A 12,452-nucleotide genomic window follows, 5' to 3' on the forward strand; every position below is an offset into this window, starting at 1 on the left:
CTGTCCGGTTTCGGTCGGAATAACCGTTCATGGATGCGCTCGCGGCTTTGTACCTGCAACTGGAATGGGGGGCGGACGAGGCACTCGGTGACTCACCGGTGGACCGGTTCAGCATTGCCATGGCCCGTGCTCAGGCGCATTCCGGCATCGCCCCTGCGGACCTGCAAACGGTGCCAGCCGCAGCTCCAGACCCTGAACTGCACCGTATCCCTGTCCAGGCTGTTCAAAGACCCGCACCCTTTGCAGGTACGGCATCACTTTTACCGCAACAGGGTGCCGCCCGTCTGGCCGCGGATATAGCGGCCGAGGCATCCACTCTGGACGCTTTACGCGCTGCGATGGAGCAATTCGATGCCTGTCCGCTCAAGGCCACAGCCACGCAGCTGGTTTTTTCAGACGGCACCTATGAAGCCGGGTTGATGCTGATTGGTGAAGCACCAGGCGCAGAAGAAGACCGGGCCGGAAAACCGTTTGTCGGTCCTTCCGGGAAATTTCTGGACCGCATGCTGGCCAGCGCAGGCATCACGCGGGAACGGGATTTCGTCATTGCCAATCTGATTCCATGGCGCCCCCCCGGAAACCGGAATCCGACCGAAACCGAAATTCTCCAGTGCCTGCCTTTTCTGCTGCGCCATATCGTGCTGGCGCGCCCCCGAATGCTGGTGTGTCTGGGAGGTGTATCGGCCAAGGCTCTGACCGGCAGCACTGTCGGAATCAGGCGGCTGCGAGGCAAATGGACGGATATTGCCATCCCCGGACTGGATTCGCCGTTACCGATGCTGCCGATGCTCCATCCAGCCTATCTGCTGCGGAATCCGGGGGCCAAGCGGGAAGCCTGGGCGGATATACTGACCCTGCGAAAAGCGCTGGATGGCTGATATGCTACCAGAGCATGTTTTTGCTGAAACCGTTGAAAAACGTTGCATTCCCCCCTTCACGAAGCGATTTGGCAATGATACTTGTCGCGCTGTGAAGCCCTGAAAGCTTGCCTGCGCCACTTTTGGCGTGTAGCGCACCCCTCATCATGCGTGGGATCAGACAATCGATCTCCCGACTGGCAGGTGCGCGTGCCCTGCTGGCGGGAGCGGCTTTTCTGGCCAGTGCGGCCAGTGGGCATGCTCAGTCCATGGATGAAGTGGCGATGGCGATGCCGCGGATCCATCCTCCTCAATTCGGCGTCCCCGGGCTGCCGCAACCGCTGTCGCCCAGCGATGCGGCCTTGGTACGGCATATTTTCGATGCACAGGCTCATGGCGACCTGATGGAAGCCAGACAGGCGACCGACAGGCTTGATACGAACTTTCCACTCGGCAAGGCCATGCTCGGCCATATACTGGCTGACCGCTATCTGGGTGCGTTCCACAAAAGCACACCTGCCGAGCTGAAAGACTGGTTGGCCCATTATCCGAACCATCCTTCCGCCCCGGCAATCCATGCTCTGCTGCTGACCAAGGCAGACAAAAAGGATACGCTGCCCCCAGCCCCCCAGCTGGTCACCTTCGACCCGACGCCCGGCAACGACCCCGTTCCCGAGGATGACACCCCTCAGGATTTGAGCTTCAAACGCCTGCCGGGACTGGATCACAGCGTTCATGAACGTGCAGGCTCCGGCCATGCCGATGCAGCACTGCGGATAATTGCCGCCAACACCTCAATCTCCGCGACTTACGGGGCACAGCTTCGTGCCGAAGTCGCGCAAATTCTGTTCACCCTCAATCAGGACAACGAGGCACTGCGGATTGCGCTGGAAGCCGAACAACAGGGGCATGGCAAGGTCGGGCTGGGCAGTTACGTGTCCGGGCTGCTGCTATGGCGCAAGGCCGAGTATCAACAGGCGATGGCGCATTTCGAGGCGACATGGAGCGCGGAGATGACGTCAGCCGCCATTCGCACCGCCGGAGCGTTCTGGGCTGCACGATCCCATCTGCGCAGCCACGATCCAGCCAATTATGCTGTCTGGATGCATCGGGCCGCTGAGCAGCCGCGCACGTTCTATGGCTTGCTGGCCCGTCGCGTTCTGGGGGTGGGGATCGAAGGTTCACTCTCCCTGACCAGAGAAACCCTCGGCACGGCCGATCTGGAAGCCATCTCGGCCACCGAAGCCGGAACAACCGCTTTCGCCCTGCTTCAGGTGGAGCAGCCGGATCGGGCAGAGCAGGAATTCAGGCGTCTGGCAGGGCAATCGCACGACAATACCGCCATGATCCATGCGCTGATGCTGGTGGCCGACAAGGCCGGGCTGCATGATCTCAGTGCCCAGCTTGCAGCTCTCAATCAGGCGGCCGATGGGCACCCGCGTGACTATGCACGCTTTCCGGTGCCTGCCCTGAAACCACAAGGCGGTTTCAGCATCTCTCCCGCACTGGTCTACGGGTTGACCCGAGTGGAATCCAACTTCAACGCCTCAGCTGTATCCGCCGTCGGCGCGCGCGGGTTGATGCAGTTAATGCCGCAAACCGCGAATTATGTCGCAGAGACACATACTGGCGCAGCACGGCTCCATGACCCGGCGGTTAATCTGAAGCTGGGACAGCGTTACGTGGCCTATCTGGCGGATAGCGATGTAACGGGGGGAGACCTGCTGCGTATCCTCGCCAGTTACAATAGCGGGCCGAACAGCTTTTCCCGCTGGGGCGCACAGATTCAGCATCATGATGATCCGCTTCTGTTCATCGAGGCAATTCCGCTCGCGGAAACCCGCAGCTTCATCCAGCGCACCCTGACATATAGCTGGATCTACGCTGCGCGGCTTGACATTGATGCGCCCGGTCTGGACGAATTGGCAGCCGGGATTTTTCCGCATTTCACGGCTACAACCCCGGACAGCCAGAGCCTGAACCGTATGAAAATCAGACTTCACTGAATGAAGCAGCAGAGGTGATTTTCAGGCTTTTCCGCTTCCGTCGCCCAAAGATGGTTATGGCGCGGAAAAGCCTGAAAACAACTGGCCATTTTGATGACTGCCAAGCTGTGAAGAAATTTTCTTACTTTTTACCGCAGGCCTTGAGGTCGTCCAGTAACCTCTGCAACCAGTCACCCAAAGTTATGATGGCCTGACTGCCTTTACCCAGCAGCCCCTGAAGCTCCGCCTCTGTTGCTTCATGTCTGCTCTGTCCCGAATCCGGCAAAGGCGGCAAAATATGAGCGTAATAGGTCTTGCCAAGCAGACGGTGCAGCAGACGTTCGCCGGGGAATGGTTGATCATTATTCACCGTGCGTGCCGCCTTCAGCATCGTGCGGATATCATACTGAACCGGGCTGATATCCGGCACCTGCCTGCGCAGACCGAGCAGCGTATAGACTGCAATACGCGCGGTACGGACCGATGACTCAACCGTAAAAACCACATCATTCGCTGTTTCCACGAACTGACCCATCAGACCAAGATTGGTGCACCCTTTCGGCACCACACGCGGTCTGTCACCAGCGGCACGTGGCATGAACATGGATGTGATATAAGGCATCAGCGCCAGCCTGACCCTGGAATTGGCCGCGACAGCCTCGAACTGCTCATCACTGATGCCGAGATGATAGCACAGCTCCTGCAGAATTTCCCGACCGGTGCAGGCAGGCATCGGCTTTGCAACACGATTGCCATTTTTATCCATCAACAGCGCATAAGCCCACAAAACCAGTACATCGCCCGGCTGATCCGGAAAATGCGGCTGCCGATTACAAGTGAAGCTCAGTATCCAGTTCGAATCCGTAAAGGTGATAACACCACCCGTCACAGTCCTGCCGGAATAAGGGTCGTTGATTGATAATTCTTTCAGTCTATCAATCAGTGGTGATGGTTTGCAGGTAATCGTAGCCGATTCCCAGATGGATTTTCCGACATCACCGTAAAATTTCTCAGGCTTTCCAAAAACTGCGGACCGACGCGCCAGATTTTTCCACACCGCCCAGTCGCTTTCCTCACCAGGATCATTGGTGTCGCGTTCCAGCACCGGCGCATGATCCATGTCGCCGTACGTCGTGCCTTCTGTCATTGATCCGGTCAACGCAAACACGACATCTTTGGCACCGACAGGAAGAATGCCTTCCTTGCCATCGATTTTAGCCTTGATCGCAGTCACGGTGCGAGTGTCACCTTCCTCCGTCATCTCAAGATCATAGACGCGCGTCCTGAACTGCATTTTCACACCCCGCTTCGCGAGATGAGCAACCAGAGGACGAACAAAAGTATCGTATTGATTGTATTTCGGAAAAACGAGCGCCGACATATCACGCAACCCGTCGATCGCATCAAGGAAGCGGTGCATGTAAAGCTTCATTTCCAGCAGGCTATGCCAGTTTTGAAAAGCAAACATGGATCGCCAGAAAAACCAGAAATTAGTTTGCAGAAATGCCTCACTGAAATATTGCTCGATGGTCATGTCATCGAGATCCTCTTTCCGCTTCAACAGCAGACGAATGAGTTCCCATTGCTGCGATCTGGAGAGGCCGAACGTCGAGAAATCGCGGATCTGCCCTTGTTTGTGCATAAGCCGGGCCTTGGAATAATTCGGGTCGTTATCGTTGACGAGCCGATATTCATCCAGAACACTGTAGCCTTCAGGCAGCTCGAGCGCCTGCACGTCCTGAAACAGATCCCATACATTATCGTAGTTCCAGACCATCTCTCGGCCACCACGGATGATGTAGCCATCCTCTGCATTGCCCGCGCCATCCAGCGACCCACCCTCGATATCGAGCGCGTCGAGAATAGTGATGTCCTCCCCTTGCATTCCACCATCACGGATCAGGTAATAAGCCGCCGCAAGCCCGGCGATCCCATTGCCGATGATCCATGCCTTGCGCCCTTCCACCTGCTGCGCAGGGAAGGGCCGGTTGCGCATGTAAGCGCCCATCATGTCCGGCGGTGGAAGTGTATTTTCAGGGCGATTGTTCCAGTACCCCGCTGTCGCGTCATTCTCGACCGTGAAGGGAGAAGAATTGCTGTCCGTAGTGTCTTCAGTCATCAATCGTCTCCCAACAATAATCGGCACGTCACAACCGGTTGCGCGTCTACGGGATCGCACCGCGAAGCAAGACCGCCAGGCTTATCCGTCATCAAATGATTTTGGTACGCTATCGCACGCTCCTGTAACGGAGTGATGCACTTCGGGTTTCTGCGGAAAACTTACCTGACCACCTTATCAACCCGGCCTGTGCAGATATTGAATGCTGTCTTTCACAGCGACGGCAGACTGCTCTAAGAAAGCATCCTTCAGATGGATCAGGGGAGCTTGCGGCATGTCGCGCATTGATGAGACCAGAGCCTTCGTACCGGTCAACATCGCCATCCTGACGGTTTCCGATACCCGTACGCTGGCCAACGATACGTCCGGCGATGCGCTTGCCACGATGATCGGGGAAGCAGGCCACGCTGTGTTGATGCGGGAAATCATCAAGGATGATGCGGATGCGCTGGAGGCTGCTTTCCGCGGCTGGATCGCCACCCCCGCAATCGACGTAATCATTTCCTCCGGCGGCACCGGCGTCACCGGGCGCGATGTCACACCGGAAGCGCTCGACCGCGTGCTGGAAAAAAAGATCGAAGGGTTCGGCGAGTTATTCCGTATGCTGAGTTACCAGAAAATCGGCACCTCGACGATCCAGTCACGCGCGTTGGCGGGGGTTGCCAACGGGACCTATATCTTTGCGCTGCCCGGCAGCACCGGCGCGGTGAAAGATGCCTGGCAGGACATTCTGCGCTGGCAGCTGGATATCCGTCATCGACCCTGCAATTTCGTGGAATTGATGCCACGGCTGAAAGAACGCTGAGCCATCACTCTGTCAGTTTTTGTGCCGTGATACGGTCAATGATCTGCCGTCTTGCGGCACGTCCCTTTGTCAGCATCTCCTCCACCTCGGCGCGGATGGCAGGAGGCGCCTGTTCCGGACGCCCGGACTGGAATGGCGGTGCCGGCGCATATTCCATCTGAAGCTGAACGGACTGAGCCAATGCCTCCCCGCTCATGGCGGCGATGACACTGAGCGCAAGATCCAGCCCGGCTGTCACGCCACCGCCGGTCAGCAGCTTTCCATCCTGCACCACGCGCGCCTGCACCGGCTCCGCCCCGAAGGCGGTCAGAAAATCATGCGCCGCCCAGTAGGTGGTCGCTTTCTTCCCGCGCAGCAATCCTGCCGCCCCCAGCACCAGCGCACCCGTGCAGACAGAACAGATGAAGCGCGCCGTTTCCGCCTGTTTGACGAGCCAGGTCAGCACCTCCTGATCTTCCAGCAGGGCGTCGATCCCCCTGCCGCCCGGAATACAGATCACATCCAGTCGGGGCGCTTCGGAAAGCTTCGTGTCGGCCTCGATACGCATACCGCCTTCTGCCATGACCGGGCCGGTTTCTTTCCACAGCAGATGCACCTGCGCATCGGGGACATGCCGGAAGGCCTCCCACGGAGCCGTCAGGTCGAGCTGCGTGATCGCCGGAAACAACAACAACCCAATATGAATTGTCATTTACCTTCCTCCTGCACAGTCTCCCTGACCGGAGACGGGACAGGGATCGTCATGGCGAAGCGCCGCGCCAGCGCACCATACAGAGCGCGACGGCATACCAAGCGCGACACCGCAAACGCCATCATCGAAGTGGCCATCAGCGGTATCAGCATCGACTGATTATCCGCCATCTCCATCACGATGACCGCCGCCGTAATCGGGGCCTGCACCACCCCGGAAAAATACGCCACCATCCCCAGCAGCACCACCGATCCGGCGGCCAGCCCTGGTACCAGCCACGCTACCCATTCCCCAAGCCCGGCCCCAATGGCGAGGGAGGGCGCGAAAATCCCGCCCGGAATCCCGCTGAGATAGGATGCGGCCGAGGCCACCAGTTTCAACAGCGCGAATTTCAACCCTTCGGTATCGCCCGGAATGCCGGTCACCATATCACGCGCCTGCTCATATCCTGTACCGTATGTCTCGCCATGGGATAGCAGGCCGGTGATAGCCACGATCAGGCCGCACAATGCCGCAAACAGCACCGGATACTGCTTCACCAACCTCCCGAGCGCACCAGGAAAGCCCTTGGCGGCACGGATCAGTAAGGCGCTGAAAGAACCACCCAGCAGTCCTCCCAGTAACGCACAGATCACCATGGCCATCACTTCCGATGGTCCGAATTTCATTGTCGCATCGATATGGCCGAAATAACTGTAATTTCCGACCAGAGCGATCGTCACAACACCTGAAATCACCACGGCCGCCAGCGTATTGCCGGAGGTTCTGGCCTCATAGGAATGGCTCAATTCCTCGATTGCGAACACGATCCCGGCAAGCGGGGTGTTGAAAGCAGCGGCGATCCCGGCAGCGCCCCCTGCCAGCACGACGCTGCGTCGTAATTCCGGCGTCGGCAGATGCAGCAAGCGACCCAGCGCATGCATCACGGAGGCACCCACCTGCACGGTCGGCCCTTCCCTGCCGATCGAGGCACCACTGGCAAGCCCCAACAGGGTCAGCAGAATTTTACCGACAGCGATGCGCAGCGATAAAATCCTGTCGACCTGCCGCACATCCGCCAGATCGAGCGAGGCAATCACCTGCGGAATCCCGCTTCCCTGTGAACCGGGAAAGACATGCCGCGCCAGCAGAAACGAAACAACCAGCCCGGCTGGCGCCAGAATCAGAATGATCCAGGCACCATGGGCGATCACCACGCTGAAAACATCCTGCGCCCGGTCTGCCAATTTTGCGAACGCGATGGCGGTCAGCGAAACTGCCACGGCACCGCCCCAGAACACCATCCGCCGCACCCAAAGCCGTGTGGATATCATCGGCGACCGCCTGAGCCGCCGCGCCCGGGCCGAGCGTGTCATGCGGCGCACTGAATCAGACAGCGATGAAACACTGTCATGCTCCGTTCCATTCGAGCGCGGCGTATCCGATTGTTCATTCATTGTTCTGGACTCCCTGCTCGGACCGCATTAAGCTGCAAAAGAACATAAAGGGAACAAACGATGGGCCGCCAATCGTCATCCCCCCATTCAGACCATACCTGTGACGCCGCCATGCCATGTCCCTCTCATGCCCCGATGGAACTGCCGGAGGCAATGCCGTCTCTGGCCAGAAAAGGGCGTGGAGCCGTGTCAGAACCCGGTATCCGCTATGACCGTTACCAACCCGTTCCATGGGATGATGGCTGGGGCAGTCTGGAAGATGCCCCGGCCGCCCTGCCGACAACCCTGATCCGCGACAGCAGCCGCACCGCCATCAGTTGGAATGACAGTCCGGATATCGGTTTTGATCGTGCCATCAACCCGTATCGCGGCTGTGAACATGGCTGTATCTACTGCTTCGCGCGCCCCACCCATGCCTATCTCGGCTACTCGCCGGGGCTGGATTTCGAAACCAAGCTTCTGTTCAAGCCGGAGGTCGCCTCCCTGCTGAGCAAGGCGCTCAGTCGCCCTTCCTACGTGCCACGCCCCATCGCACTGGGCAGCAATACCGATCCTTATCAGCCGGTAGAACGCAGCCTGCGCCTGACCCGCTCGATCCTCGACGTACTAGAGCGGTTCGAACACCCCGTCACCATCGTTACCAAATCAGCCGGCGTGCTGCGAGATCGCGATATTCTGGCACGGCTGGCGGAGCGAAAACTGGTCAGGGTCTATCTCTCCGTGACGACACTGGACCCAACCCTGTCCCGCCTGATGGAACCTCGGGCGGCCAGCCCGTCCAGACGTATTCAGACCCTTGAAGCCTTGCAACAGGCGGGCATTCCGACCGGTGTGCTGGCAGCCCCCATGATTCCCGGCCTGAACGATGCAGAACTGGAAGCCATTCTGGAGCAAGCCGCCAAAGCCGGGGCCAGACAGGCAGGTTATATTCTGCTTCGCCTGCCGCAGGAGGTCGCCCCCATGTTCCGGGACTGGCTGGAGCATCACTTCCCTGCCAAAGCCCGTAAAGTCCTGAACCTGATCCGGGGCATGCGCGGCGGAAAGCTGAACAATGCGGAATTTCACAGCCGTTTCCGCGGAGATGGTCCCTATGCCGCTATACTGCGCAGCCGTTTTCAGCATGCGGTAAAGGCTTACAGGCTTAATACAGCCATGGAGCCGCTGGACGTGACCCGGTTCTCACATGCCGCACAAAGCCCCTCCGGAACGGATGAAGCAGTCTCTGATCCATCCCAGGTTATCAGGCAAAACACGAAACAAACCGACAGACAGGCGCGGCAACTTTCTTTATTCTAAAAGCAGCAAAAGGCTGTTGGACAATATCTGGCAGCCCGGGGATTCGGCTGTTTTGGAAAACATGCCTTTTTCAGAAAATCCAGCTGCGTCGCGGTTATGTCGGCAGTCATGAAACGCGGAGTGTGCAGTTGACCGGATATCTAGCCTTGCTTCACGCCGTGAATGTCGGCGGCACCGGCACACTGCCGATGAAGGCGCTGACGCAGATGTGCGAGACGATTGGATTCAAAAAAGTCAAAACCTATATCCCCAGCGGCAATGTCGTCTTTCAAAGCGAGAAGACAGAGCAGCAGGTGCGATCCCCCCTTGAAGATCAGCTCTCTGTTTAGGCTGACAAAAGCGTGGGGGTGATCGTACGGACCGCTGCCGAGATCGCCGACACACTGGCCCGCAACCCTTTTACAAATTCGCCTGGCAATCCTGTCATGGCGCTATTCGTCGATGGGGTGCTCCCAACCGTTCCACTCGATCACGTCACCGGGCTCAAGAATGAGCAGATGCAATTGGGAAAACGAGAGCTTTTCGTCCTCTACCCGGATGGGATGGCGCACACGCGCCTTCGCATATCCCACGCAAAATCGGGAACAGCGCGAAATATGAACACGGTTGCGAAGCTTGCGGAGATAGCGGCAGTCATGTGATCCGGCCGCATCCTCTCACCCCATCTTTTTCAACAGCACCGCATGTTTTTATGACGTCCGGGATTCCACGACGCGGAATCCGTCTGGTAAGGCAAAGATGCGACTCGGCGGTTCAACAGGATTTGAAGGCTCCGCCAGAGGCTTTGCATCTCCTGCCGCTGCCGCGTGCAGGGGGCTGACAGGGGGCGGATGCAGATGCCGGATGACAGGCTGGAAAGAGAAGCAGGCGGGCTTGTCGCAGGTGTCGATGAAGTCGGGCGCGGGCCTCTGGCCGGGCCGGTGGTCGCTGCCGCCGTGCTGCTGCCTGCCTCCGGTTTCCCGGCGCATCTGGCCGGGATCATCGATGATTCCAAGAAACTCGATGCTGCCGCACGGGATCGGGCTTTTGCGGCCCTGCTGGCTGAACCGGGAATCACGATCGGGATCGGCGCAGCCTCCGTCACTGAAATCGGCCGTTTGAATATTCTGCATGCCAGCATGCTGGCCATGCGGCGCGCCGTCGAACGTCTGCCGACGATCCCTGATGTGGCGCTGGTCGATGGCAACCGCGCACCAGCTCTGCCCTGCGCCGCCCACTGCGTGGTCGGAGGAGATGCAAAATGCCTCTCCATCGCCGCGGCCTCCATCATCGCGAAGGTAGTGCGGGACCGTGCCATGGCGCGGCTTGCCCTTCGCTATCCCGTCTATGGCTGGGAACGCAATGCGGGTTATCCAACCCCGGCCCATCGTGCCGGGCTGACAGAATTCGGCCCTACCCCGCATCATCGCACTGCATTCGGACTGGTTCGCCAGTTGCTCGCCATGCGGATGGAGGCCGTCGCATGACATTACATTTCATACCATCAGCATTGACGCCCTGCCGGGCGCGTCGGCACGATTGAGCGGGGTTTCTGGAATGCGACGTTTGAACACCGTCAGCGAACTGCCGATCGATCAGGTGCTGCTGGGCGACTGCGTGCAGGTGATGCAGATGCTGCCCACCGGCTCAGTGGACTGCATTTTTGCCGATCCGCCCTACAACCTGCAATTGCGGGGAGAATTACGGCGTCCTGATGAAAGCATCGTCGATGGTGTCGATGATGACTGGGACCGCTTTACCGATTACGCGGCCTATGATGCGTTCAGCCGGGCCTGGCTGACCGAATGCCGCCGCCTTCTGCGCAAGGATGGCACGATCTGGGTGATCGGCGCGTATCACAATATTTTCCGCCTCGGCACCATTCTGCAGGATCTCGGCTTCTGGATTCTGAACGATGTGGTGTGGAGAAAGGCCAACCCCATGCCGAATTTTCGGGGTCGCCGCTTCACCAATGCGCATGAGACCCTGATCTGGGCCGCGCGCGGGCAGGATAGCCGCCATCGCTTCAACTATCAGGCCATGAAAACCCTGAACGATGATGTCCAGATGCGCAGCGACTGGTTTCTGCCGCTCTGCACCGGCTCCGAGCGGATGCGTAACGATCACGGGCTGAAACTGCATCCGACCCAGAAACCGGAAAGCCTGTTGTATCGCGTGCTGCTGTCCAGCACGGCGCCCGGGGATGTCGTGCTGGACCCGTTCCTCGGAACCGGCACCTCTGCCGCCGTTGCGAAACGTCTGCAACGCAGCTTCATCGGCATTGAGCGCCACCCGGCCTATGCCGAGGCCGCCATCGGGCGCCTTCGCTCTGTCGAGCCGGCACCGCTGGATAATCTGAACATCATGCCCTCCCGCCGGGAGCAGAAACGGGTTCCGTTTGGCAGTCTGGTAGAGCAGGGATTGCTACCGATGGGCAGCATCCTGATGGACCGCCTGCGTCGGGTCTCGGCGCTTGTACAGGCGGATGGCTCCATCGCCAGCGGGGCGCATCGAGGCTCGATCCATCAGGTCGGAGCCGCCGTGCAGAATGCGCCGAGTTGCAATGGCTGGACCTTCTGGTTTTTCGAGCGCAGCGGAGAATGGGTGCCGATTGATGTGCTGCGTGATACCCAGCCGCCCCCTCCGGTCGAGGAGCAGGAGGATGCTCAGCCACAGGCGGCGCAGGAGCGCTCCTGACAGACCTTTGATCCGGCGGTCATGAAATCGTACGGATTCTGCCACAAAGATGTTACAATCCGGGCGTTCCCTGATCAGGCGTTAGTCTGAAAGGACGCTCGATATGAAAACCATGGTGCGGGCTTTTACCGCTCTTGCGGTGGCTGCCGCTCTCACAGGGCCGCTGCTGACACCTGCCACCGCCCATGCATGGTGGCGCGGCGGTCCGGGCTGGGGTCCTCCGGGACCGGGCTGGGGTGGGCCAGGCTGGGGTGGACCGGGTTGGTATGGCCCTCGCCATCACTGGCACGGCCCCGGCTGGGGTGGCGTCGCCGCCGGTGCGGTCGCCGGGCTTGCGTTGGGGGCCGTCATTGGCGGGATGGAGCGTCCGTACTATGCACCGCCTCCACCGGTCGTCTATGCGCCCCCTCCACCACCGGTGATCTATGCGCCGCCGCCGGTCATTTATGCACCTGCCCCGGTCTATCCGTTTTTTCCGGGCTATTAAGGCACGCGCAGACGGCTGACGAAGCAAGGCGCTGCTGGCAGTATGATTGTCTTGCCATGCCACAGACTGTCGTAGCGCCATCGTGAACACCCATCCGACA

The 12,452-nt window shown here is 59.2% G+C and carries 12 protein-coding genes; 9 read left to right on the forward strand and 3 right to left on the reverse strand.

Annotated features, from left to right (window positions below):
• Nucleotides 1-29: 29 nt before the first annotated feature.
• Together GbCGDNIH6_RS09210 and GbCGDNIH6_RS09215 are read left to right on the forward strand one after the other, a co-directional pair.
• The gene (locus GbCGDNIH6_RS09210; protein WP_072563663.1) at nucleotides 30-878 is read left to right on the forward strand and encodes a uracil-DNA glycosylase; all 849 of its coding nucleotides are present in this window, start codon (nucleotides 30-32) and stop codon (nucleotides 876-878) included.
• A 146-nt stretch (nucleotides 879-1,024) separates the two neighbouring features.
• A complete protein-coding gene (locus tag GbCGDNIH6_RS09215; RefSeq protein ID WP_072563664.1) occupies nucleotides 1,025-2,863 on the forward strand; it encodes a lytic transglycosylase domain-containing protein in 1,839 nt (612 codons plus the stop codon).
• 121 nt (nucleotides 2,864-2,984) lie between these two features.
• On the opposite strand, the gene GbCGDNIH6_RS09220 is transcribed toward GbCGDNIH6_RS09215, so the two are convergent.
• Entirely contained in the window at nucleotides 2,985-4,961 is a 1,977-nt protein-coding gene (locus GbCGDNIH6_RS09220; RefSeq protein WP_072563665.1) for an oleate hydratase, read from the reverse strand.
• A 274-nt stretch (nucleotides 4,962-5,235) separates the two neighbouring features.
• On the opposite strand from GbCGDNIH6_RS09220, the gene moaB reads away from it, so the two are divergent.
• Nucleotides 5,236-5,766: a molybdenum cofactor biosynthesis protein B gene (moaB, locus tag GbCGDNIH6_RS09225; RefSeq protein WP_072563666.1), complete on the forward strand. Its 531-nt coding sequence runs from the start codon at nucleotides 5,236-5,238 to the stop codon at nucleotides 5,764-5,766.
• A 4-nt stretch (nucleotides 5,767-5,770) separates the two neighbouring features.
• Here the strand turns inward: moaB and GbCGDNIH6_RS09230 are convergent, their stop codons facing one another.
• Nucleotides 5,771-6,457: a DJ-1/PfpI family protein gene (locus GbCGDNIH6_RS09230; protein ID WP_025287198.1), complete on the reverse strand. Its 687-nt coding sequence runs from the start codon at nucleotides 6,455-6,457 to the stop codon at nucleotides 5,771-5,773.
• Nucleotides 6,454-7,893, reverse strand: coding sequence for a chloride channel protein (locus GbCGDNIH6_RS09235; RefSeq protein ID WP_072563667.1), 1,440 nt, complete (start codon nucleotides 7,891-7,893; stop codon nucleotides 6,454-6,456). The genes GbCGDNIH6_RS09230 and GbCGDNIH6_RS09235 overlap by 4 nt, the downstream gene beginning before the upstream one ends.
• A 111-nt stretch (nucleotides 7,894-8,004) precedes the next feature.
• On the opposite strand from GbCGDNIH6_RS09235, the gene GbCGDNIH6_RS09240 reads away from it, so the two are divergent.
• The 6 genes from GbCGDNIH6_RS09240 to GbCGDNIH6_RS09260 all read left to right on the forward strand — a co-directional run bounded on the left by GbCGDNIH6_RS09240 (nucleotide 8,005) and on the right by GbCGDNIH6_RS09260 (nucleotide 12,352).
• Nucleotides 8,005-9,189: a PA0069 family radical SAM protein gene (locus GbCGDNIH6_RS09240; protein ID WP_025287200.1), complete on the forward strand. Its 1,185-nt coding sequence runs from the start codon at nucleotides 8,005-8,007 to the stop codon at nucleotides 9,187-9,189.
• A 122-nt stretch (nucleotides 9,190-9,311) separates the two neighbouring features.
• Nucleotides 9,312-9,518 (forward strand): DUF1697 domain-containing protein, encoded by a 207-nt coding sequence (locus GbCGDNIH6_RS12595; protein WP_198355743.1) that lies wholly within the window; start codon nucleotides 9,312-9,314, stop codon nucleotides 9,516-9,518.
• Nucleotides 9,519-9,530: 12 nt separating this feature from the next.
• On the forward strand, nucleotides 9,531-9,830 hold the full coding sequence (locus tag GbCGDNIH6_RS12600) for a hypothetical protein (RefSeq protein ID WP_198355744.1): 300 nt from the start codon (nucleotides 9,531-9,533) through the stop codon (nucleotides 9,828-9,830).
• Nucleotides 9,831-10,025: 195 nt separating this feature from the next.
• Entirely contained in the window at nucleotides 10,026-10,655 is a 630-nt protein-coding gene (locus GbCGDNIH6_RS09250) for a ribonuclease HII (RefSeq protein WP_025287201.1), read from the forward strand.
• Between the two features lie 70 nt (nucleotides 10,656-10,725).
• A complete protein-coding gene (locus GbCGDNIH6_RS09255) occupies nucleotides 10,726-11,865 on the forward strand; it encodes a site-specific DNA-methyltransferase (RefSeq protein WP_025287202.1) in 1,140 nt (379 codons plus the stop codon).
• Between the two features lie 103 nt (nucleotides 11,866-11,968).
• Nucleotides 11,969-12,352: a hypothetical protein gene (locus tag GbCGDNIH6_RS09260; RefSeq protein WP_025287203.1), complete on the forward strand. Its 384-nt coding sequence runs from the start codon at nucleotides 11,969-11,971 to the stop codon at nucleotides 12,350-12,352.
• Nucleotides 12,353-12,452: the final 100 nt, after the last annotated feature.

The sequence above is a fragment of the Granulibacter bethesdensis genome, from assembly GCF_001889525.1.
Lineage (GTDB): Bacteria > Pseudomonadota > Alphaproteobacteria > Acetobacterales > Acetobacteraceae > Granulibacter > Granulibacter bethesdensis_C.